Origin of the sequence: Mesorhizobium sp. M0244 (assembly GCF_040321795.1) — a bacterium.
In the GTDB taxonomy this organism is placed as follows: domain Bacteria; phylum Pseudomonadota; class Alphaproteobacteria; order Rhizobiales; family Rhizobiaceae; genus Mesorhizobium.
Map to the genome: position 1 here is coordinate 1 of NZ_JAMYSE010000041.1, position 22,142 is coordinate 22,142.

Genomic DNA, 22,142 nt, shown 5'->3' on the forward strand with positions numbered 1-22,142 from the left:
ACCGGGCTTTGGTGTCGGTTCCAGGAAACCCACCCGAGCCCCGCCGGCTGGGCCGGTTGAGCTGGCCCCTGGCGGGGGCCATCCCGCCGCGCGCCTCTTTTCTGCTCAACGACCCGACAGCATGTTTTCAAACTTTGATAGTGAGATCCTATTCGCCGCCCGCTTGCTGCTTGGCGGCGCCTTTGTCTTTGCCGGCCTGCGCAACATTCAGAACGCGGCGTTGGTGAGCCAATTGATGACGACGCGCGGCGTGCCGCAGGCACGGCTGGTGCTGTGGCTGGGGATCGTCCTGCAGATCATTGCCGGAGCACTGGTGATCGCGGGCATCTGGACCGCTCCGGCAGCGGCATGCCTGATCCTGTTCCTGATCATCGCTACGCCGATGTTCCATAATTTCTGGGATCATCAAGGACCTGAACGTGCGTCTCGCATCAATGGCTTTGTCGGCAACGTGGCGCTGACCGGAGGATTTCTGGCGATGATCGCGCAGTCGCTTTGACAGCCACCGCCGCCTCGCGGAGGCAGCCGCTCTATGCCGCATACCGCAAGCCGCCGTCGCAGGTCAGCACCTGGCCGGTGACGAAGCTGTTCGAAACCAGGAACGCGATCGCCTCGGCGACATCCTCGGCGCGGCCGATGCGGCCGACGGGCGTCTTGCCGGCATACTCGGCAAACACGGCATGGCGCTGTTCATCGGGCAAAAAGTCCCACCAGGGCGTGTCGATGACGCCCGGTGCCACGACATTGACGCGTAACGGCTTCAGCTCCATTGCCAGGATCGGCACCACGGTCAGCAGCATGCCGTTGACGGCGGCGATGCCGGCGACACCCGGCGCCGACAATTGCGCCGACACCGCCGAGATGAAAGTCACCGAGCCGCTCTTGTTCAGCGTCGGCAAGGCGGCCTGCAGGCAGGAGAGCTGTGGCCGGACTTTCTCGTCGACGCCGCCGCCGATGTCGGTCAGGTCAAGCGTTTCGAACGGGCCGAGGCCCTTGCCGCCGCTGGCGGCCAGCACCAGGTGATCGAAAGGGCCGAGTTCGTTGAAGAACCGGCGAACCTCGTCCGGCTTCGCGGCATCGAAGGCAGCTTTTTCGACGGCGCCGCCAAGGCTTTGCCATGCATTGTCGAGCCTTTCCCTGCTGCGCCCGGTGATGGTCACCTTCATGCCCGGGCCAAGCAGCTTTTTCGCGGTGGCGAGGCCGATGCCGGAGGAGCCGCCGACGACCACGGTGTGCTGCGTTTTCTCGATCATGAATCCTCTTTCTTCGATGTTGCGGAAGCCGGTGCGAGCCCGGCAAGACCGAGGCTCGATTCCCGCAATTGGCGTCGTGCCTTCGCGTCATAGGCTTGCGCATCGGCGCGGGATTGCCTTTGGCCGTCGAAATAGAGGCCGCTTCGCCCTTCGAGCGCGGGCGACGTCGCGAGGTTGATGATGGCCTTGGCGCCGGTTTCGACCGAGCTCCAGGGTGTGATGCCGGCCTGCCGCACCATCGTAGTGTTCATGTAGCTTGCCGGATGCAGGCTGTTGACCGTGACGCCGGTGCTCTTCAGCTGCTCCGCCAGATCGATGGTGAACATGATCTGCGCCAGCTTGCTCTGGCAGTAGGCACGGGCGCCGTCATAGGAGCGGGTCTGCATGACGTCGTCGAAGTCGATCGCCTGCTGGCCGGCCGAGGCGACGTTGACGATGCGCGCCGGCGCGCTGGACTTGAGCAGCGGCAGCAGCTCCGTGGTGAGCAGGAAGCCGGCGAGATAGTTGACGGCAAAGCGCAGCTCGTAGCCGTCGGCGCTGACCTGCCGTTTCGCGTTTGGGCCGGCGGTGCCAACGCCGGCATTGTTGATGAGGATTTCGAGCCGCTTGGTCCTTGCGCGCACGGCCTCGGCGAGGCGGCGGACTTCCGCCAGGGAGGAGAGGTCGGCGACGAGAAGCTCGGCCTTGCCGCCGGCGGATTCGATTTCGGCCACGGTCGCCTTGCCCCTTTTTGCGTCGCGGCCATGCACCAGGATGCGCGCGCCGCCGGCGCCGAGCCGTTGCGCGACGACGCGGCCGACGCCGTCGGTCGACCCGGTGATGAGGATCGTCTTGTCTTTCAGTTCCATGTTCGGAGCCTCCATCTCATAGCTCTGAGCGGAAAGATGGGGCGCAAGCCGTTTGCCAAACAGTTCAAACTTTATCCTGGTATCGGTACTGCTATAATAGGTCCGATGGATTCACCGACGCATTCTGCCGAAGACAGCCGCCGCCGCGAGCTTGGCGCCTTTCTGCGCTCGCGGCGCGAAAGGCTGACGCCTTCGGCCACGGGCATCTCGACGGGCTTGCGCAGGCGTACACCCGGGCTGCGGCGCGAAGAGGTGGCGATGATCGCCGGCGTCGGCACGACCTGGTACACATGGCTGGAGCAGGGGCGCGACGTGCGACCGTCGGTGGAGGTGCTGACGGCGCTCAGTCAGGCGTTGCGCCTGGACGCCGCCGAGAAACGGCATCTGTTCATCCTTGCCGGCCGGCCGCAGCCGGAGCATCGCGTCGACGCGCCTGAAAAAGTCGACGGCCCCTTGCTGCACATGCTGCAAAGCCTGGTCCTGCAGCCGGCCTATGTCGTTGGGCGTCGCTGGGACGTGCTGGCCTGGAACTCTGCCGCGGCAGCCGTGTTCGGCGACTATGGCCTGCTGGAGGGCGATGCCCGCAACGTCGTCCACATGGTTTTCACCAACCCGCAGCATCGGCGCCTGCTTATCGACTGGGAGGAACTGGCGCGCGCCGTGCTGGCGTCATTCCGGGCGGAAAGCGCCAAATATGTCGGCGACCCGGATTTCGAGCGGCTGATCGCGCTGATGACGCGTTCGAGCCCGGAGTTTCGCGCCTGGTGGCCGCTGCGCGATGTGGCCCGCAAACTGTCGGGTGTGAAGCATGTCAGGCATCCGACGGCCGGCGCCATGGCGTTCGAGCACATGAGCCTGTCGATCGACGACGGCTCGGACATGAAGCTGATCGTCTACACGCCGCTCGCCGAGCAGAACTCGATCGCCAAGCTCGAAAAGCTGCTGGAGACGCTTCCGGCCGAGCGGCGCAGCGCCTGAACCCTTTCTTTGTTTTGACCATGATCTTGTCCGAAAACCGGCTTCCACTTTTCGGGATCATGGTCGTCAGCCCTTCGGCTTCAGCCCGTCGATGAACAATTGCTCGAGAAATCTTGCGGCATCCTCGAAGCGGCCGTCGCCGCCGCGGTCGGGGCCGAGCACGGCGCGGACCTGGACGTCGAAATCGGCGTAATGCTGCGTCGTTGCCCAGATCGAGAAGATCAGGTGCCACGGATCGGTGCGGGCGATCTTGCCGGCACGCATCCAGGCCTTGATGACGTTGGCCTTCTCGTCGACCAGCGTCTTCAATTCGCCTTCCAGCATCGGCATGATGCGCGGCGCGCCCTGCAGGATCTCGTTGGCGAACAGCCGGCTCTCGCGCGGGAAATCGCGCGCCATTTCGAGCTTGTGCCTGATGTAGCTGCGCAGTTCGGTCAAGGGGTCGCCGATGTCGTCGAGCTCGCGCAGCGGCGCCAGCCAGGTGTCGAGAAGCCGCTGCATCAGCGTCTCGTGGATGTCCTCCTTGCGACGGAAATAATAGAGCAGGTTCGGCTTCGACATGCCGGCCGCTTCGGCGATCTGGTCGATGGTCGAGCCGCGAAAACCGTTGGTGGAGAAGACTTCGAGCGCCGCCTCCAGGATGAGCTCGCGCTTTTCCAGCTGGATGCGGGTGCGGCGAGGAGCGGAGCCTTCGACCGCCCCCGTCACCCCGAAAAGCTTTCACTGTGACGGGCGCCTGGACCAATTCTCTGGACCAGTTTTTCTCCGCCCTGTGGAGCGCACTTCGAAAGCCGCATTTCCGCTAGTAATCCCTTGACCGCTGATAAGGCGGTGCTAACGTTTGTCCAACCGGTCAAAAATTTGCGTAGCACGAAAACGCAGCAAAGACCAAGCGTTGGCCGCACCGAAACAGGTTACAAGGGGAAGTCTTGGTCATGTCCAACCGGCTGAAAGTCACGCCGAACGATCTCAGCGCATTCTGGATGCCGTTCACGGCAAACCGGCAGTTCAAGCAGGCGCCGCGCATGATGGTGTTGGCCAAGGACATGCACTACACGACCAGCGACGGGCGCAAGGTTCTCGACGGCACTGCCGGCCTGTGGTGCGTCAATGCCGGCCACTGCCGCCCGAAGATCACCGAGGCGATCCAGAGCCAAGCGGCCGAACTCGACTACGCACCCGCGTTCCAGATGGGCCATCCGATCGTGTTCGAACTGGCCAACCGCCTGGTCGATATCGCGCCGAAGGGCATGGACCATGTGTTCTTCACCAATTCCGGATCGGAATCGGTCGAGACGGCGCTGAAGATGGCGATCGCTTATCACCGCGCAAAAGGCGAGGGCTCGCGCACCCGTCTGATCGGCCGCGAGCGCGGCTATCACGGCGTCAATTTCGGTGGCATCTCGGTCGGCGGCATCGTCACCAACCGCAAGATGTTCGGCACGCTGCTCGGCGGCGTCGACCACATGCCGCATACGCATTTGCCGGAAAAGAACTCCTTCACCAAGGGCGTGCCCGAGCATGGCGCGGAATTGGCCAACGAGCTGGAGCGCATCGTCGCGCTGCATGACGCCTCGACTATTGCGGCCGTCATCGTCGAACCGGTAGCCGGTTCCACCGGCGTCATCCTGCCGCCGAAGGGCTATCTGCAGAAGCTGCGCGAGATCTGCACCAAGCACGGCATCTTGCTGATCTTCGACGAGGTCATTACCGGCTTCGGCCGCCTCGGCACGCCGTTTGCCGCCGACTATTTCGGCGTCACGCCCGATATCATGACCACCGCCAAGGGCGTCTCCAACGGTGTCATCCCAATGGGCGCGGTGTTCGTGAAGAAGGAAATCCACGACGCCTTCATGACCGGCCCCGAGCATATGATCGAGTTCTTTCACGGCTACACTTACTCTGGCAATCCGATCGCCTGTGCAGCCGCACTCGGCACGCTCGACACCTACAAGGAAGAGGGGCTCTTGACCCGCGGCGAGGAACTGGCGCCGTACTGGGAGGACGCACTGCATTCGCTGAAGGGCGAGCCGAACGTCATCGACATCCGCAATATCGGCCTGATCGGTGCGATCGAACTGGCGCCGATCGCCGGCCAGCCGACGAAACGCGCCTTCTCGGCTTTTGTGAAGGCGTTCGAGCGCGGTGCGCTGATCCGCACCACCGGCGACATCATCGCGCTGTCGCCGCCGCTGATCATCACCAAGGGTCAGATCAACGAGTTGATCGACCATGTGCGCGAAGTGCTGAGGGCGGTGGATTGAACCAGGTGCAGCTTTCCCTCCCCCTTGAGGGGAGGGTGGCCGCGAAGCGGCCGGGTGGGGTCGGTGCGGCAGTGCGCCAACCTGACTTTCGGCCGCATAGGTGTCTCTGATGCCCCGTACCCGCGTGAGTTTCGAAATGCGCCAAAAGGCGCGCGCGCTTCGAGTTCATGCGACCAAGGGCGAATCGCTGCTGTGGTATGAACTGCGCGAGCTGAAATCGTCCGGCATCAAGTTCCGCCGCCAGTGTCCTATTGGGCCCTATATCGTTGACTTTGCCTGCCTTGCCGCAAAGCTGGTCGTGGAAGTGGATGGTGATCTGCACGAACACGAGAGAGGCAAACGGCACGACGCCGTCCGTGATGCCTATCTGCGATCGCTCGGGTTCGAGATCTTTCGCGTCGATGAGCCCGATGTCATAAACAGCGCTTGGCATGTCGCACAAGTGGTCAAGGATAAGGTCGCGCGCATGTTCGGCGACCCCACCCGGCCGCTTCGCGGCCACCCTCCCCTCGAGGGGGAGGGGGACGCTGGCGTGCCGCAACCGATGAGGTTTTAGAATATGGCCGCTCCTGGCGAGAATCTGCGAATCAATTCAGACCGTTTGTGGGATTCGATAATGGAGATGGCGAAGATCGGCCCCGGCATTGCCGGCGGCAACAATCGCCAGACTGTTACCGATGAGGACGGCGAAGGTCGGCATCTGTTCAAGCGCTGGTGCGATGAGGCGGGGCTCGAAATGGGCGTCGACGAGATGGGTACGATGTTTGCCCGCCGCGAAGGCACCGACCCCAATCTGCCGCCGGTTTACGTTGGCAGCCATCTCGATACCCAGCCGACCGGCGGCAAATATGACGGTGTGCTCGGCGTGCTCGGCGGGCTGGAGATCGTGCGCTCGCTCAACGATCTCGGCATCAAGACAAAGCATCCGATCGTCGTCACCAACTGGACCAATGAGGAGGGCGCGCGCTTTGCGCCGGCAATGATGGCGTCCGGCGTGTTCGCCGGCGTCCTCGACCAGGCCGACGTCTACTCGCATGTCGACAAGGACGGCAAGAAATTCGGCGAGGAACTCGAACGCATCGGCTGGAAGGGCACCGAAAAGGTCGGCGAGCGCAAGATCCACGCTTTCTTCGAACTGCATATCGAGCAAGGCCCGATCCTCGAGGACGAGGGCATCGACATCGGCGTCGTTACCCATGGCCAGGGACTGAAATGGCTGCAGGTGACGCTGACCGGCAAGGAGGCGCATACCGGCTCGACGCCGATGCCGAAGCGGCGCAATGCCGGGCTCGGCATGGCGCGGGTGATCGAGCTGGTGCACGAGATTGCCATGGACTATCAGCCGGACGCGGTGGGCGCGGTCGGCCATATGGAGGTCTATCCGAACTCGCGCAACATCATCGCCGGCCGTACGGTCTTCACCATCGACATCCGCTCGCCGGAAAAAGAAGTGCTGGATGCCATGGACGGGCGCGTCCGCGAAGGCATCGACACGATCTGCGACGCGCTCGACATCAAATATGCCATCGATCAGGTCGGCCATTTCGACCCTGTCACCTTCGACCCGGGCTGCGTCAAGGCGATTCGCGACGCCGCCGAACGGCTCGGCTACTCGCATCGCAACATCGTCTCCGGCGCCGGCCATGACGCCTGCTGGATCAACCGCGTCGCACCGACGGCTATGGTGATGTGCCCCTGCGTCGACGGGCTCAGCCATAACGAGGCCGAGGAGATCTCCAAGGAATGGGCGGCGGCTGGCGCCGATGTGCTGTTTCATGCGGTGGTCGAGACGGCGGTGATTGTCGAATGAAGCAATAGGCTGCTGCCTCGTAACGCCGCTCGCAAGAAGCGCGACAAGAACAAGGGAACAAGAAAATGTCCAAAGTCATCAAGAACGGAACCGTCGTCACCGCCGACCGCACGTGGAAGGCCGACGTGCTGTTCAAGCAAGGCAAGATCGTCGCCATCGGTCCGGACCTGCATGGCGACCACGAATTCGACGCCAGCGGCTGTTATGTGATGCCGGGCGGTATCGACCCGCACACCCATCTCGAAATGCCGTTCATGGGCACCTATTCGGCCGACGATTTCGAGAGCGGCACGCGGGCCGCGCTTGCTGGCGGCACGACGATGGTCGTCGATTTCTGTCTGCCGGCGCCGCAGCAATCGCTGCTCGAGGCCCTGCAGATGTGGGATAACAAGACTTCGAAAGCGTCCTGCGATTATTCTTTCCACATGGCGATCACCTGGTGGGGCAAGCAGGTGTTCGACGAGATGGCTGATGTCGTCGACAAGGGCATCACCTCGTTCAAGCACTTCATGGCCTACAAGGGCGCGCTGATGGTCGATGACGACGAGATGTATTCGTCGTTCCAGCGCTGCGCCGATCTCGGCGCGCTGCCGCTGGTTCATGCCGAGAATGGCGACGTGGTTGCCGCCCTGTCGCAGAAGCTGCTGGCGGCGGGCAATAACGGCCCCGAAGGGCACGCCTATTCGCGTCCGCCGGAAGTAGAAGGCGAGGCGACCAATCGCGCCATCATGATCGCCGACATGGCCGGCGTGCCGCTCTATGTCGTGCACGTCTCCTGCGAGCAGGCCCACGAGGCCATCCGCCGCGCGCGGCAGAAAGGCATGCGGGTGTTCGGCGAGCCGCTGATCCAGCATCTGACGCTGGACGAGAGCGAGTATTTCAGCAAGGACTGGGACCATGCGGCGCGCCGCGTCATGAGCCCGCCCTTCCGCAACAAATGGCACCAGGATTCGCTGTGGGCCGGCCTGCAGGCCGGGTCGCTGCAAGTGGTGGCGACCGACCATTGTGCCTTCACCACCAAACAGAAGCGCAACGGCGTCGGCGACTTCACCAAGATTCCGAATGGCACCGGCGGGCTCGAGGATCGTTTGCCGGTGCTGTGGACGACCGGCGTCAACACTGGCCGGCTGACGATGAACGAGTTCGTCGCGGTGACCTCGACCAACATCGCCAAGATACTCAACATGTACCCGAAGAAGGGCGCCATCGTCGAAGGCGCGGACGCCGACATCCTCGTCTGGGACCCGAAGCGCAAGAAGAAGATCACGGCCAAGAAGCAGCAGTCGGTGATCGACTACAATGTCTTCGAAGGTTTTGAGGTAACCGGCCTGCCGCGCTTCGTCTTCTCGCGCGGCGAACTGTCGATCGAGGAAAACGAGGTCAAGGCGAAGCCCGGCCATGGCGAGTTCGTCGGCCGCGAGCCGAACGCGGCGGTCAACCGGGCGCTGTCGACGTGGAAGGAAATTTCCGCGCCGCGCAAGGTGGAACGGACGGGCATCCCGGCGACGGGCGTTTGAGCTTGGCGAGCCACGGAGCGATTATCTCAATGGCCGCGGTGATCCTTGCCGCCGGGCCGGCGGCGGCTGACGTCCTTGCCGGCTCCTTTGGCAATGAGGTCGGTTGCGCTGGTGTACGGCTCGGTTATCAGGACAGCGACGATTATGTCGTGCTGACCGCCGACGGCGTCGAAACCTATGGCAGTGGCTGCCAGTTCGCACAGCGATTGACGACGACGCCTGCGACCCAGTTGTTGAGCTCCACCTGTTTCGCCGAGGGCGAGGAGGGGACGACCACAGACGTCGTCAAGATTATCAACAGAGGAGAGGACGGGTTCTTCGTGACCATCCCCGGCCTTGATGAGATAGGGCCGTTGAAATCATGTTCGTGACCAAAAGCGGGTTTCGCATGTTGTTTGCCGCGGCTGCTGTGCTCGCGGCCGGCCACGCCTCCGCGGCGGCGGCCGTCGACCTGTCCAAGCCTTATGGCAACAAGTCGGGCTGCATCAACAAGAACGGCCAGCAGGTCTATGCCGAGGACATGCTGCTGCTCAACGACACCGAATTCATCACGGCGACCAGCGCCTGCACGTTCACCGAAAAGCAGCCGCAAGCCGACGGCTCGGTGGTGCTGAAAACATTGTGCGAGGCTGAGGGCGAGGAAGGCCAGTCGCCAATCACATTCACCGTCAAGCGCAGCCCCAAGAATGCCAAGAAACTGGTGATCGCCGATGAGGACGGCATGGTCATGGGCGAAGTCTCCCGGTGCCGATGACGGCCAACTTTCCGGTCTCGGCTCAGTCCTCAGGCGACCATCCCTTCCAGTTCCGGCAGCAGGACGACGCTTTCCTGTTCGCTGGGGTCGGTACGGGCGATAACGGCCGAGGCAGGACTGTCGCTCAGATTGGACGGCAGATGCGGCACACCGGCCGGAATGTAGAAAAGATCGCCGGCCTTGACCACGATATGCTGTTCAAGCCGGTCGCCGTACCAGGTATGGACTTCGCCGGAGAGCACATAGATCGCGGTTTCATGGCTTTCATGCATATGCGCCTTGGCGCGGGCGCCCGGCGGCATGGTCAGCAGATGCATGCAGATGCCGGAAGAGCCGACGCTTTCGGCGGCGATACCGGCGAAATAACTCAGGCCCTGCTTGCCTTCATAAGAGCTTTCAGGGCGGATAAGATGGCAAGTGGGTTTGGGCGACATCGGGGCAACTCTCGATCGAGCGGGAACTCTCAGCCGGACGGGAACTCTCAGTCGGACAGGACGGGGCGAGTGGAAAGCAACATCGAGGCAAAATCAACCGAATTCACGCTGGCACGGCAGCCGCGCGAGAAGGCAGGCCGCGGCCTATGACGGGAGCATCGCCAGCCGTCGTGTCGGCAAGCAAGCTTGGCCTCACCTTCCAGACCAATGACGGTCCGGTGCAGGCGCTGTCGAATGTCGATCTCACCATCGGCAAGGGCGAATTCGTGTCCTTCATCGGGCCGTCCGGTTGCGGCAAGACGACCTTGCTGCGGGTCATCGCCGATCTGGAGAAGCCGACCTCGGGGACCATCTCGGTCAACGACATGACGCCCGAGCAGGCGCGCCAGAGCCGCGCCTATGGCTATGTCTTCCAGGCGGCCGCGCTTTATCCGTGGCGCACGATCGAGCGCAATGTGGCGCTGCCGCTGGAGATCATGGGCCTGTCCAGGGCGGAGCAGGCGGCGCGCATCAAGCGCACTCTCGACCTCGTCAATCTCGGCGGCTTCGAGAAGAAATACCCCTGGCAGCTTTCGGGCGGCATGCAGCAGCGCGCCTCGATCGCACGGGCGCTGGCCTTCGATGCCGACCTTTTGTTGATGGACGAGCCGTTCGGCGCGCTCGACGAGATCGTGCGCGACCATCTCAACGAACAGCTGCTGGAGCTTTGGGAACGGACCAACAAGACCATCTGCTTCGTCACCCATTCGATCCCCGAGGCGGTCTATCTGTCGACTCGCATCGTCGTCATGTCGCCGCGCCCGGGCCGCGTCAGCGACGTCATCGAATCCACGCTGCCTAAGAAGCGGCCGCTCGACATCCGCGAGACGCCGGAGTTCCTGGCGATCGCGGCACGCGTGCGCGACGGGCTCAGGGCGGGGCACAGCTATGATGATTGAGGCGGCGGAAGATGAGCTCCCTCCTCTCCCCGACGGGGAGCGGGTGGCCGGAGCGAAGCGGAGGTCGGGTGAGGGGGCCTTGGCGGATCCGACCAAAAGAAAGGTCGGTGCAACCGCTCGCGCTCGAAAGCTGCGGTTTGACGAGACCGAGGCTGAATACAGGCTTTGGGGGGAACTAAGAGGGCGCCATCTCAACGGCTACAAATTTGTGAGGCAAGTGCCGCTTGGGCCGTTCTTTGCAGATTTCGTCTGTCGTGAGAGCGCGCTGATCGTGGAAATCGACGGCAGCCAGCACGCGGAATCTCCAACCGATGCCGCGAGAACTGCTTGGCTGAATGGTCACGGTTATTCCGTTCTTCGGTTCTGGAACCATGAAGTCTTGGCCGAACGCCGAGCGGTCCTTGATACGATCTTGGCTTGCCTCGACGGAAAGATTTCTACCCCCTCACCCGGCCTCCGCTTCGCTCCGGCCACCCTCTCCCCATTGGGGAGAGGAGGGCACCCATCCCGCGAGGACCACTAGATGGACTCGTTTCGCGACAAGATCGTTCCGGTGACCTCGATCCTCTTGGGCGTGGTCGTCGTCTGGTACGTCATGGCCGTTGTCCTCAACGCACCGTTCCAGCGCGATCTCGACCGCCGCGCCAATCAGACACCGGGCGTCGTCGAGTTCATCGGCAAGACGCTGGCGCAGCCGAAGCCGACGCTGCCGGCGCCGCATCAGGTGGCAGTGAATTTTTTCGAAAACACCTTTCTGCGCAGCATCACCTCGAACCGCAGCCTTGTCTACAATGCCTGGGTGACGCTGTCGTCGACGCTGCTCGGCTTTGCCTTCGGCACGGCGCTCGGCATCGTCATCGCCGTCGGCATCGTGCATGTGGCGACGCTCGACCGCAGCCTGATGCCGTGGATCATCGCGTCGCAGACCATTCCGATCCTGGCGGTGGCACCGATGATCATCGTTGTGCTGGCCGCTGTCGGCATCACCGGGCTGATCCCGAAGGCGCTGATCTCGACCTATCTGTCGTTCTTCCCGGTGGCGGTCGGCATGGTGAAGGGGCTTCGCTCGCCCGAGCTTACCCATCTCGACCTGATGCACACCTATAATGCCAGTCCTTCGCAGACCTTCTGGAAATTGCGGGTGCCGGCTTCGGTGCCGTTCCTGTTCACCTCAATGAAAGTCGCGGTGGCCGCCAGCCTCGTCGGCGCCATGGTGGGCGTGCTGCCGACCGGCGCCGTCGCCGGCATCGGCGCCAAGCTGCTCGCCGGCGCCTATTACAGCCAGACCATAGACATCTGGTCGGCGTTGGTTGCCGGCTCGGTGGTGGCCGCCTTGCTGGTGATGCTGGTCGGCATAGCCGGGCGCCTGGTCGACCGCGCCATGGGCGGGAGGCCGGCATGAGCTCGCTCCTGAGCCTTTCCTCAATCACACCTCGATCCTGGCAAGGGTATGCCGCGCTCATCCTTCTTGTCGGCGCGCTGCTTCTTTGGCCGCTCGTCAGTGCCGCGCCCGGTTACGCCATGGCGACCACGGCTTTGATGTTCATTTTGCTGCTCGTGGCAATTGAGGCCGACAACTTTCCACCGATGATCGGGGTGGTGTTGCTCTTCCTTGGCGCGCATGGCGCGGCGTGGATCCTGCTCGCCGGCATAACCGGCAATGAGGGCAGCGCTGGCGCCCCCTTCTATCTGCTGCTCGCCGCGGCATGGTTTTTGGCCTGGCGCTGCGTAACGGTCCTGTCGTCGTTTCGCCCGACGTCGCGCTGGGCGTCAACCGCCCTGCGCCTGATCATCCCGGCGATCTTCGGCGCCTGGATCCTGATCATCTGGGAGGCGGTGACCCGTGGTGCCGGTATCCCCTTCATCCTTTTGCCGCCGCCAAGCGCCATCGGCGCACGCATTGCCACTTCGCTGCCAATCCTGGCCGCCGACGTGCGTCAGACGATCTTCAAGGCGGTGATCTTCGGTTACGTCGTTGGAAGCGGGGCAGGTTTCATTGCCGCCATCATGGCCGACCGCGTACCGTTCCTGCGGCGCGGACTGCTGCCGATCGGCAATATGGTGTCGGCGCTGCCGATCATCGGCGTCGCGCCGATCATGGTCATGTGGTTCGGCTTCGACTGGCAGTCCAAGGCGGCGGTGGTCATCATCATGACCTTCTTCCCGATGCTGGTGAACACCGTCGCCGGGCTTGCAGCCTCCGGCTATATGGAGCGCGACCTGATGCGCACCTATGCCTCGGGCTACTGGCAGACACTATTCAAGTTGCGATTGCCGGCGGCGGCACCGTTCATCTTCAACGCGCTGAAGATCAATTCGACGCTGGCGCTGATCGGCGCCATCGTCGCCGAGTTCTTCGGCACACCGGTGGTCGGCATGGGATTCCGCATTTCGACGGAAGTTGGACGGATGAACATCGACATGGTGTGGGCCGAAATCGCAGTTGCAGCACTTGCGGGTTCGGTCTTTTATGGCGTGGTCGCTCTTTTCGAGAGAGCAATCACGTTTTGGCATCCCTCTGTCCGTGGTGGATAGGGGCGGTGGGTTTAGGGCGCTAACTTCAGAGGGTAAAAACATGAAAAGACTTGTTGTTTCGATGCTGGCCGGCGCGATGTCGCTGGCCGCGTTCCAGGCGATGGCCGCGGACAAGGTGACGCTGCAGCTGAAATGGGTCACCCAGGCACAGTTCGCCGGCTACTATGTCGCCAAGGCCAAGGGCTTTTATGAAGCCGAGGGCCTCGATGTCGATATCAAGCCCGGCGGCCCCGACATTGCGCCGGAGCAGGTGATCGCCGGCGGTGGCGCCGACGTCATCGTCGACTGGATGGGCGGTGCGCTGGCTGCGCGCGAAAAGGGCGTGCCACTGGTCAACATCGCCCAGCCGTTCAAGAAGGCCGGCATGGAGCTGGTCTGTCCGAAGGACGGCCCGGTCAAGACCGAAGCCGACTTCAAAGGCCACACGCTCGGCGTCTGGTTCTTCGGCAACGAGTACCCGTTCTATGCCTGGATGAACAAGCTTGGCCTCAAGACCGAAGGCGGCCCGGACGGCGTTACCGTGCTCAAGCAGAGCTTTGATGTGCAGCCGCTGATCCAGAAGCAGGCGGATTGCATCTCGGTCATGACCTACAACGAATACTGGCAGCTCATTGACGCTGGCTATAAGCCGGAAGAGCTGACCGTTTTCAACTATTCCGCCATGGGCAACGATCTGCTCGAAGACGGGCTCTATGCTTTGGAAGACAAGCTCAAGGATCCGGCCTTCGAGGACAAGATGGTGCGTTTCGTGCGCGCTTCGATGAAGGGCTGGAAATACGCCATCGACAATTCCGACGAGGCAGCTGGCATTGTCATGGACAATGGCGGCCAGGACGAGAACCACCAAAAGCGCATGATGGGGGAAGTCGCCAAGCTGATCGACAATGCCGATGGCAAGCTCGATCCGGCGACCTACGAGCGCACCGCCAAGGCGCTGCTCGACCAGAAGATCATCAGCAAGGAGCCGACCGGCGCCTACACGACCGCGATCACAGACAAGGCGATCAAATAGGGCTGTCAAGCAAGCTCTGTTGGAAGACAAAAAGGGGGCGGGCGACCGCCCCTTTTTAGTGGGATGTAAAATGAACGTTACCGGCGGAAACATCCGCTCGCAAAATCGTTGTGCCGATGCATCCGCTTCAAGGGTGCCACAACGGAGGTTTCCATGCGCATCCAGTCCTTCACGCCGATGCTTTCGGCGCTGGCCATTTCTGCAGCCATCTTCTCGGTGTCACCAGCTCTGGCCGAAACCGTAAAGATGACGGCGACGCTCAATGGCGCTGAGCAGAACCCGCCCGTCACCACGAAGGGCAAGGGCACCGCCACGCTCAGGTTCAACACCGCCACCAAGAAACTCAGCTGGACCGTGAGGTATTCCGGCCTCAGCGGGCCGGCGACCGCCGCACACATTCACGGCCCGGCGGCAAAGGGTGAAAACGCCGACCCTGTGGTGCCGTTCAAAAAACTGAAGAGCCCGATCAAGGGCTCGGCGACATTGACCGACAAGCAGGCCACCGATCTGGAGGCCGGCAAATACTACGTCAACATCCACACTGCGGCCCACGCGGACGGCGAGATCCGCGGGCAGATCGAAAAGGCGCCAGCGTCGATGTAGCGCAACGTCGCCCGAGAGCGACCATAGCGCTGCATCAACCTGTCGAAGTTTGCGAAGGGATTCGACCTATCCCGTTGGCGCTCAGGCCCTGTCGCGTATCTGCGTCATGGTCCGGGTCGGCGTGATCGCTTCGGGATCAAGCCTGATCTCGACGATCGCCGGCTTGCCGCTGGCGCGCGCACGCTGGAAAGCCGGCGCGAAGTCGGCGGTCTTCTCGACTGTTTCGCCATGACCGCCATAGGCACGCGCGAGCGCCGCGAAGTCGGGGTTTTTCAGATCCGTGGCGACGACACGGCCCGGATATTCGCGTTCCTGATGCATGCGGATGGTGCCGTAGATGCCGTTGTTGACGACAACGACAATGATCGGCAGTCCGTATTGCACGGCGGTGGCGAATTCCTGCCCATTCATCAGGAAACAGCCGTCGCCGGCAAAGGCGATCACGTCGCGCTCGGGGAACAATTCCTTGGCTGCGACCGCCGCCGGCGTGCCGTAGCCCATCGAGCCGGATGTGGGTGCTGCCTGTGTGCCAAAACGCCGGAAGCGGTGATAGCGATGCACCCAGGTGGCGTAGTTGCCGGCGCCGTTGGTGAGAATGGCATCGTCGGGCAGCATCGTTTCGAGATAATTCATGATCGGCCCCATCTGGACGGCGCCAGGGCCGCTCTCCGGAGGCGTCGACCAGTCGAGATAGGCCGCATGCAGCTTCGCTGTCTCAGCCGCCCACACCGGCGCTGCGCCCGGCTTGTGTTTGGCAAAGGCTTCGACGAAGGCCGCGGGCGAGGCATTGATCGCCAGCGCCGGCCGGTAGACGCGGCCGAGCTCGCCGGCGTCGGCATGGATATGGACCAGCATCTGGTCCGGGTAGGGGCTCTTCAGCAGCGTGTAGTCGGACGACGGCATCTCGCCCATGCGGCCGCCGATGAGCAGCACAAGGTCGGCCTGCTTGATGGCGGTTGCCAGCTTGGGGTTGATGCCGATGCCGACATCGCCGGCATAGTTCGGGTGAAGATGGTCGAACAGCATCTGGCGGCGGAAGGAGCAGCCGATCGGCAGCGACCAGGCCTCGGCGATCGTCCGTATTTGCGCGACGGCTTGCGCGTCCCAGCGCGTACCGCCGAGAATGACGAAGGGCCGCTTTGCCTTGTTAAGCAGCTCTTCCAGCGCGTCGATTTCGGCCTTGCCCGGCCGCGTTTCGACCGGTGTGTAGTGCAAGGCTTCCGGTGCCTCGGCAAGGCTGGTCAGCATGTCCTCGGGCAGCGAAATGACGACCGGGCCGGGCCGGCCCGAGGTCGCCACTGAAAAGGCCCGCGTGACGAATTCGGGGATGCGCGAGGCCTCGTCGATCTCGACCACCCATTTGGCGATATCACCGAAGAACCTGACATAGTCGACCTCCTGGAAGGCCTCGCGCCCCTTGGCGTGGCTGGCGACCTGGCCGATGAACAGGATCAGCGGCACCGAATCCTGCATGGCGATGTGGATGCCGGCCGAGGCATTGGTGGCGCCGGGGCCGCGGGTGACGAAGCAGATGCCGGGCCTGCCGGTCAGGCGGCCATGGCAGTCGGCCATCATTGCGGCACCGCCCTCCTGGCGACAGACGATGGTGCGGATCGGTGAATCGTGCAGCGCGTCGAGCACCGCGAGATAGGATTCGCCGGGCACGCAATAGATACGGTCCGTTCCGTTGGCTTCGAGCGCATCGACGATGAGTTGTCCGCCGGTCTTCATTTTCCAGACCTCTCCAGTTCGGCAAGGATTTCTTTGGTGTGTTCGCCGAGACGCGGCGAGGGCCGTTCATAGACCAGCGGCGTGCCGGACATGACCATCGGCGCACGCACCGAGGGCAAGAGATTGCCATGGCCGTCGTCGAGGTCGAGCCGCATGCCGCGCGCGATGGTCTGCGGGTCCGCAAACATCTGGCCGATATTGTTGATCGGGCTGGCCGGCACGCCGGCGGCCTCGAGCTTGGCCAGCAGCGGGTCGCGATCGAAGACTTTCAGCGCCTCGATCATCTGCTCGCGCAGCTTCGCCCGGTTGGCAACGCGGGCGGGATTGGTGGCGAAGTCAGGGTTAGACGCCAGCTCGTCGAGGCCGACGGCAGCGCAGAACTTTGCGAACTGGCCGTCATTGCCGACCGCCAGGATGATGTGGCCATTTTTCACCGGCACCACCTCGTAGGGCGCGATGTTCATATGCGCATTGCCCATCTGCACCGGCGATTGTCCGGAGACGAGATAGTTGAGGTTCTGGTTGCCGAGCGTCGAGATCTGGGTGTCGTAGAGCGCCATGTCGATATGCTGGCCTTCGCCTGTCTTCTCGGCATGACGAAGCGCCGCCTGGATGGCGATGACCGAATAAAGCCCGGTGAAAACATCTGAAATAGCGACGCCGGCCTTTTGCGGTTCGCGGCCGGCTTCGCCGGTGATCGACATCATGCCGCCCATGCCCTGGATGATGAAATCATAACCGGCGCGCGGCGCATACGGTCCCGACTGGCCAAAACCGGTGATCGAGCAATAGATCAGCCGCGGGTTGATTTTTCTCAGGCTGTCATAATCGAGGCCGTACTTCTTCAGTCCGCCGACTTTGAAGTTTTCGATCAGCACGTCCGATGTCGCGGCCAACCGGCGCACCGTCTCGGCGCCCTCGGGCGTCGAGAAGTCGATGGCGATGGAGCGCTTGCCGCGGTTGCAGGAATGGTAATAGGCGGCCGAAAGGTTCTCGCCGTCATGGCCGATGACGAAGGGCGGCCCCCATTTGCGCGTGTCGTCGCCGCCGTCCGGGCTTTCGACCTTGATCACATCGGCGCCGAGGTCGGCAAGCAGCTGCCCGGCCCATGGCCCGGCAAGGATGCGTGCGAGTTCGATGACGCGGATGCCTTTGAGCGGAGGCTCAGTCATGGATCACCGTGATTGGTCGAAAGCGCAGCCTTAGATCTTTTTTGTGCATGTCGTTATCCCAAAACCGCTGCGCACTTTTGGGCGACATCCCACTATCAATCCCGCGTGCCGCTGTCACGGCCCTTGCGATGGGCCAAGCGTTACGGCGCCCTCAGCACGCGGTCGGCCCAGAGCGCAAAATCCTCCATGATGATGTCTCGATTTACCTCGTTCAGGCTTTCGTGGCGGGTTTCGGCGTAAACCCTTGAAACGAGATTCGAAAAGCCCATCATGTGCATCCGGCCGGCAAGATGGCTGACCGCCTTGCCGCCGTCCGAGGCCGGATCCTTCTCGCCTCCGACCAGATTGACGAACAGGTCGCGCCGCACGCCGGAAAAACCGCTGTCGCTGCCGCAATCGAGCGCCATCTTGACGACGTCATGCCACATCGACACCGATGCGTCCCAGCCGCAGAGCGGGTCGGCGATGTATTTCTCCACTTCGACGGCATCGCGCGACAGCCAGTCGAACGGCGTCCGGTGATTGGGCACGGCTTTGCCCCAGGCCCGGAACGTCAGCCGGGGCAGCAGGCGCGACGGCACGTCGGAACCAAGCCGGAATTTTTCCCAGGCAAGCATGCCGAGCGCGATTTGGCCGAGCAGGCCGGCCGAGAAATTGCCGTTCCAGATCGCCGCGCCCTGGATGCGCGCAGAGTGGCGCAAGACGAAATTCAGTGCGACCGACGCGCCCAGGGAGTGGCCGAAGACGATGACCGGCAGGCCCGGCCGTTCCTTGGCGATGAGGTCGTGGACGGCAGCGACATCGGCGATGACCTTGGCACCGCCATCCGTGTCGGCGAATCTGCCAAGCGGGGCATCAGGCGCCCTGGTCGCGCCGTGGCCACGGTGGTCGTGGGCGTAGACCTGGTAGCCGCGCGCGCCGAGGAAATCGGCGAAGCGGGCATAGCGCGCGGCATGTTCGGCCAGCCCGTGGTTAATCTGGACAATTGCGCGTGGTTGGCCGGTGGCGTGTTTCACATAAAGGTTGAGCTCGGCGCCGGTCGGCGATCGAAGCACAAGCTGTTGGTCGAATGACATCGCCGCTTCGTCTCCAATGCCCGCGACACGATACCGGACGCGAGTTTTGTTTGCGCCGGCGCCGGTTTTGCGTCAATCCGGCGTGGCCGATTTGCGCGGTGGGGTTTATCGCACGTTCGCAATTCTGACATGGTGACAACGGCAGTCTGTTGCCGCAGTTTTTTGATCCGAGGGACTCTTATGCGGACAGGTTTTGTTTTCGGATTGGCGCTTGCGGCCGTGCTGCTGGTCGGCGCGGCGCAGGCCGATGTGAAGATGACCGGCTCATTCGTCGCCGATGCCGCCTGTCCGGCGACGCAGGCGATCAAGAGCGGCAAGAACCTGGGCAATGTCTCGACCGCGGCTGGCCAGAGCTATGATCTCCTGGCCGGCAACAAGGATGCGCCCACCCACTATCTCATTCGTGTGCCGGGCGCCGATCCGGAGCGCCGCTGGGTCAAGATCAGCTGCGGCCACGTTTCGGGCGGCAATGCGTCGACGATGCCGGCTGCATCGGCGCCTGCCGATCCGAACAAGGCATCGGCGTCCGGAAAACCGGAATATGTCTTCGCGCTGAGCTGGCAGCCGGCTTTCTGTGAGACCAAGTCCAGCAAGACCGAATGCCGGGCGCAGACCGCGGCCGGTTTCGATGCGACCCATTTCACCTTGCATGGGCTGTGGCCGCAACCGAACGGAAATTTCTATTGCCAGGTCGCGGCAAGCGACAAGGCGAACGACGATCCGGCGCACTGGCGGGACCTGCCGCCGGTCACGCTTGACCCGAAAACGCGATCGGAACTCGACCAGGTGATGCCGGGCACCGCATCCGCCCTCGAAAGGCATGAGTGGATCAAGCACGGCACCTGCTACGGCAAGAGCCAGCAGGAGTATTTCTCCGACGCTTTGAACCTGATGCGCGCGGTGAACGCGTCGCCGGTACGCGATCTCTTCACCAAGAACATCGGCAAGCAGCTGACGTCCGATCGGATCCGCAGCGCCTTCGACAGCGCCTTCGGCACAGGCGCGGGCGACCGGGTCCGCGTATCCTGCGTGGTCGATCCTTCGAACGGCAGGCGGCTGATCGGCGAGCTGACGCTTGGCCTTACCGGCCCGATTGCTTCGAACGCCTCGCTCGGTGCGCTGCTGCTTGCCTCGGCGCCGACAGCCAAGGCCGGCTGCCCGAAGGGCACGGTCGATCCCGTCGGTTTCCAGTAAATAGGCCGAACGCGACTGTCGCTTTGCACCGGGGGTGGTATGATCCCAGGGGCATCATTCGGCGGGGGTAGCGATGAGTGGCATGACGAGCGGCGCGTTGGCGCGGCTGGCGTTCTGGGCCAAGGGCATGACGGCGATCCGTGACGGCCATATGGAGTGGCCGGGTTTTTCCTACACCGAAGCGGAGTGGGCGCGCATGAGCACGCTCGCCAAACCGATCGGCGCCGGCACCTACCAATTGTTCACACTGGTCAACGCGGCGATCTTCATCGCCATCGCTGCGCTCGGTATCTTCGGTATCTTCCTGCCGCTGGCGACGCTGCTGTTCCCGGTACCGGCCGAAACCAGTGCGCTCAAGTTTTCGCTGCTGTTGGCGGCATGCGCCTTCCTGATCATCGGGATCGGCCTGCCGATTTCGCTGCGCCTTTCGACCGCGCTGGTCGCGCCGAAGTCGCTGCATACCAACCTTGTCGCCGTGGCCGGCGATCAGGCGCTCGCGGCAAAGGTGTCGTGGCAGATCAACCGGATCATGCTGGTGCTCTGCGGCTTGCTGGTGCCGGGCATTCTTCTGTTCATCGCCTATGATATCGATGCCAGCCCGATCATCGCGGCAATGAAATAGCTGGCGATCGCACTGATGGCGGTTTCGGTCGCGATCGGCGCATGGCAGCGGCGCAAACAATCCTGATTGCGCCAATTGCAGCGTTATGCGCCGACGCTGCGCTCCGGCCTGGTCCATGTGTTGCGGCCGTCAGCCTCGTTGCCGCCCGGCTCGCCGACAACGCGGTCGCGTCCGGTCGATTTGGCCTTGTAGAGACGCTGGTCGGCGAGCGCGAAAAGATCGGCAAGGCAGCGGGTCGTCTCGCCGACGGTCGAGATGCCGGCGCTGATGGTGATGTCGAACCGGCTGGTGCTCGTTGATGTCTTGACCGCGTGCCTGATGCTCTCGCCCAGCAGCCTGGCCGCCGGATGCGGGCGCGAACAGAGGATTGCGAATTCCTCGCCGCCGATCCTGAAAACCTGGTCCTCGGGACTGACAATCTCGCCAAGCAGGGCTGCGATGGATTTCAGCACCTTGTCGCCCTCGGCATGGCCGAAGCGGTCGTTGATCGACTTGAAATGGTCGACATCGATGATCAGCAGGCTGAGCGGCTTGGCCGTCCGCAGGCTGGCGGCGACGGCGGCTTCGCCGTCGCTGTCGAAGCGGCCCCTGTTCAGCAGGCCGGTGAGGCCGTCGCGCCCTGCCTGCTCGACCAGCGCTTCATAGCGCTCGCGATAGGTCAGCGTGTCGAAAATGTCTGAAAGCCCACGCGGCGCCGGGATCTGCCGTGCCTCGAACCATCTGAGATAGGCGACAAGCATGATGCTAAAAGCAAGGGCCGCCCCCATCTTGGCAAACCAGCCGCCAAGGAAAACCGCGACCGGCGCCCCGGCGATGAAATGCAGCGCCGTGAAGAACCCCGCCTGGTCGAATGTGAGTACACAGGCTACCGAGACCAGGATGCGGGTGAAAAGCGCATTGCGCAGGTATTTGCCGAGTTTTTCATAGAGCAGGATGATGAGGATGGCATCGATGAACAGCAGCGAAGTGCCCCATGCCATCAGCCAACCCATCTTATCGATGAAGGCGATGTCGGGAAGCTTGCCGTCGGGCAGCGGTGCGATGTCGTGCAAGCGCAGGATCAGCACGAGCCCGATCATCAAGGCATTGCCGAGCAGCAGGCCGTAGATGGGCTGCCGCACGGTTGCCGCGTCCTCCTTGATGTAGAGCAGGAGAAGCATCACCAGTTTGCCGGAAAACAGCACAGCCGAGCCGGGCGATACCATGCCGAACGGCAGCGCGACATAGACCACGCTGGCCAGATAGGTTTCCAGAAAATGCATGGCGCCAAGCGCGCAGACAAAGACGCCGAGGCCGATACGGTTCCTGAAACCGAAAAGCGTGACCATTGTGCCGAAATAGAAAACCGCTTCGGCAAGCAGCAGGAAACTGTTCAGCACGACCCGATCTCTCTTCCGAAAT

The 22,142-nt window shown here is 62.9% G+C and carries 24 protein-coding genes; 16 read left to right on the top strand and 8 right to left on the bottom strand.

Annotated features, from left to right (window positions below; translation table 11 throughout):
- The first annotated feature begins 121 nt into the window (after positions 1 to 121).
- Complete coding sequence (locus tag NKJ08_RS22240; RefSeq protein WP_352529594.1) at positions 122 to 499, top strand: DoxX family protein; 378 nt, start codon at positions 122 to 124, stop codon at positions 497 to 499.
- A gap of 31 nt (positions 500 to 530) precedes the next feature.
- On the opposite strand, the gene NKJ08_RS22245 is transcribed toward NKJ08_RS22240, so the two are convergent.
- Together NKJ08_RS22245 and NKJ08_RS22250 are read right to left on the bottom strand one after the other, a co-directional pair.
- The gene (locus NKJ08_RS22245) at positions 531 to 1,253 is read right to left on the bottom strand and encodes an SDR family oxidoreductase (protein WP_352529596.1); all 723 of its coding nucleotides are present in this window, start codon (positions 1,251 to 1,253) and stop codon (positions 531 to 533) included.
- The gene (locus tag NKJ08_RS22250; RefSeq protein ID WP_352529598.1) at positions 1,250 to 2,101 is read right to left on the bottom strand and encodes an SDR family NAD(P)-dependent oxidoreductase; all 852 of its coding nucleotides are present in this window, start codon (positions 2,099 to 2,101) and stop codon (positions 1,250 to 1,252) included. The genes NKJ08_RS22245 and NKJ08_RS22250 overlap by 4 nt, the downstream gene beginning before the upstream one ends.
- 105 nt (positions 2,102 to 2,206) lie before the next feature.
- On the opposite strand from NKJ08_RS22250, the gene NKJ08_RS22255 reads away from it, so the two are divergent.
- On the top strand, positions 2,207 to 3,079 hold the full coding sequence (locus NKJ08_RS22255; RefSeq protein WP_352529600.1) for a helix-turn-helix transcriptional regulator: 873 nt from the start codon (positions 2,207 to 2,209) through the stop codon (positions 3,077 to 3,079).
- 66 nt (positions 3,080 to 3,145) lie between these two features.
- Here the strand turns inward: NKJ08_RS22255 and NKJ08_RS22260 are convergent, their stop codons facing one another.
- A complete protein-coding gene (locus NKJ08_RS22260; protein ID WP_352783323.1) occupies positions 3,146 to 3,787 on the bottom strand; it encodes a TetR family transcriptional regulator C-terminal domain-containing protein in 642 nt (213 codons plus the stop codon).
- A 227-nt stretch (positions 3,788 to 4,014) separates the two neighbouring features.
- Here NKJ08_RS22260 and aptA point away from each other — a divergent pair, with 227 nt between their 5' ends.
- From aptA to NKJ08_RS22290, 6 genes are all read left to right on the top strand, one after another.
- Positions 4,015 to 5,343, top strand: a complete 1,329-nt coding sequence (gene aptA / locus NKJ08_RS22265) for an omega-aminotransferase AptA (RefSeq protein ID WP_352783326.1) — start codon at positions 4,015 to 4,017, stop codon at positions 5,341 to 5,343.
- Positions 5,344 to 5,452: 109 nt separating this feature from the next.
- Entirely contained in the window at positions 5,453 to 5,899 is a 447-nt protein-coding gene (locus tag NKJ08_RS22270; RefSeq protein WP_352783328.1) for an endonuclease domain-containing protein, read from the top strand.
- Positions 5,900 to 5,902: 3 nt separating this feature from the next.
- Entirely contained in the window at positions 5,903 to 7,153 is a 1,251-nt protein-coding gene (locus NKJ08_RS22275) for a Zn-dependent hydrolase (RefSeq protein WP_352776539.1), read from the top strand.
- A 65-nt stretch (positions 7,154 to 7,218) separates the two neighbouring features.
- Complete coding sequence (gene hydA, locus NKJ08_RS22280) at positions 7,219 to 8,670, top strand: dihydropyrimidinase (RefSeq protein WP_352783332.1); 1,452 nt, start codon at positions 7,219 to 7,221, stop codon at positions 8,668 to 8,670.
- Positions 8,671 to 8,699: 29 nt separating this feature from the next.
- Positions 8,700 to 9,041, top strand: a complete 342-nt coding sequence (locus tag NKJ08_RS22285) for a hypothetical protein (RefSeq protein ID WP_352776540.1) — start codon at positions 8,700 to 8,702, stop codon at positions 9,039 to 9,041.
- Positions 9,032 to 9,424: a hypothetical protein gene (locus NKJ08_RS22290; RefSeq protein WP_352529611.1), complete on the top strand. Its 393-nt coding sequence runs from the start codon at positions 9,032 to 9,034 to the stop codon at positions 9,422 to 9,424. The genes NKJ08_RS22285 and NKJ08_RS22290 overlap by 10 nt, the downstream gene beginning before the upstream one ends.
- A gap of 29 nt (positions 9,425 to 9,453) precedes the next feature.
- Here NKJ08_RS22290 and NKJ08_RS22295 read toward each other — a convergent pair whose 3' ends face one another.
- A complete protein-coding gene (locus NKJ08_RS22295) occupies positions 9,454 to 9,858 on the bottom strand; it encodes a cupin domain-containing protein (RefSeq protein ID WP_352529613.1) in 405 nt (134 codons plus the stop codon).
- A 146-nt stretch (positions 9,859 to 10,004) separates the two neighbouring features.
- On the opposite strand from NKJ08_RS22295, the gene NKJ08_RS22300 reads away from it, so the two are divergent.
- The 6 genes from NKJ08_RS22300 (at position 10,005) to NKJ08_RS22325 (ending at position 14,946) form a co-directional block, all read left to right on the top strand.
- Positions 10,005 to 10,796 carry an ABC transporter ATP-binding protein gene (locus NKJ08_RS22300; protein WP_352529615.1) on the top strand — a complete coding sequence of 264 codons (792 nt, stop codon included), beginning with the start codon at positions 10,005 to 10,007 and terminating at the stop codon, positions 10,794 to 10,796.
- 79 nt (positions 10,797 to 10,875) lie between these two features.
- Positions 10,876 to 11,319 carry an endonuclease domain-containing protein gene (locus tag NKJ08_RS22305; RefSeq protein WP_352783337.1) on the top strand — a complete coding sequence of 148 codons (444 nt, stop codon included), beginning with the start codon at positions 10,876 to 10,878 and terminating at the stop codon, positions 11,317 to 11,319.
- Entirely contained in the window at positions 11,320 to 12,198 is an 879-nt protein-coding gene (locus NKJ08_RS22310) for an ABC transporter permease (RefSeq protein ID WP_352783340.1), read from the top strand.
- Positions 12,195 to 13,331 carry an ABC transporter permease gene (locus NKJ08_RS22315; protein WP_352524217.1) on the top strand — a complete coding sequence of 379 codons (1,137 nt, stop codon included), beginning with the start codon at positions 12,195 to 12,197 and terminating at the stop codon, positions 13,329 to 13,331. The genes NKJ08_RS22310 and NKJ08_RS22315 overlap by 4 nt, the downstream gene beginning before the upstream one ends.
- Before the next feature lie 40 nt (positions 13,332 to 13,371).
- Positions 13,372 to 14,343: an ABC transporter substrate-binding protein gene (locus NKJ08_RS22320; protein ID WP_352524218.1), complete on the top strand. Its 972-nt coding sequence runs from the start codon at positions 13,372 to 13,374 to the stop codon at positions 14,341 to 14,343.
- Positions 14,344 to 14,496: 153 nt separating this feature from the next.
- Positions 14,497 to 14,946 carry a CHRD domain-containing protein gene (locus NKJ08_RS22325; protein WP_352776544.1) on the top strand — a complete coding sequence of 150 codons (450 nt, stop codon included), beginning with the start codon at positions 14,497 to 14,499 and terminating at the stop codon, positions 14,944 to 14,946.
- An 81-nt stretch (positions 14,947 to 15,027) separates the two neighbouring features.
- Here NKJ08_RS22325 and NKJ08_RS22330 read toward each other — a convergent pair whose 3' ends face one another.
- From NKJ08_RS22330 to NKJ08_RS22340, 3 genes are all read right to left on the bottom strand, one after another.
- Positions 15,028 to 16,677: a thiamine pyrophosphate-binding protein gene (locus tag NKJ08_RS22330; protein ID WP_352524220.1), complete on the bottom strand. Its 1,650-nt coding sequence runs from the start codon at positions 16,675 to 16,677 to the stop codon at positions 15,028 to 15,030.
- A complete protein-coding gene (locus tag NKJ08_RS22335) occupies positions 16,674 to 17,849 on the bottom strand; it encodes a CaiB/BaiF CoA transferase family protein (protein WP_352524221.1) in 1,176 nt (391 codons plus the stop codon). The genes NKJ08_RS22330 and NKJ08_RS22335 overlap by 4 nt, the downstream gene beginning before the upstream one ends.
- A gap of 140 nt (positions 17,850 to 17,989) precedes the next feature.
- On the bottom strand, positions 17,990 to 18,925 hold the full coding sequence (locus NKJ08_RS22340; RefSeq protein ID WP_352524222.1) for an alpha/beta fold hydrolase: 936 nt from the start codon (positions 18,923 to 18,925) through the stop codon (positions 17,990 to 17,992).
- A 180-nt stretch (positions 18,926 to 19,105) separates the two neighbouring features.
- On the opposite strand from NKJ08_RS22340, the gene NKJ08_RS22345 reads away from it, so the two are divergent.
- Both NKJ08_RS22345 and NKJ08_RS22350 read left to right on the top strand, forming a co-directional pair.
- Positions 19,106 to 20,119 (top strand): ribonuclease T2 family protein, encoded by a 1,014-nt coding sequence (locus NKJ08_RS22345; protein WP_352524223.1) that lies wholly within the window; start codon positions 19,106 to 19,108, stop codon positions 20,117 to 20,119.
- Between the two features lie 73 nt (positions 20,120 to 20,192).
- Positions 20,193 to 20,741, top strand: coding sequence for a hypothetical protein (locus tag NKJ08_RS22350; protein ID WP_352524224.1), 549 nt, complete (start codon positions 20,193 to 20,195; stop codon positions 20,739 to 20,741).
- 83 nt (positions 20,742 to 20,824) lie between these two features.
- Here NKJ08_RS22350 and NKJ08_RS22355 read toward each other — a convergent pair whose 3' ends face one another.
- Positions 20,825 to 22,120, bottom strand: coding sequence for a GGDEF domain-containing protein (locus tag NKJ08_RS22355; protein WP_352783347.1), 1,296 nt, complete (start codon positions 22,118 to 22,120; stop codon positions 20,825 to 20,827).
- Between the last annotated feature and the right edge of the window lie 22 nt (positions 22,121 to 22,142).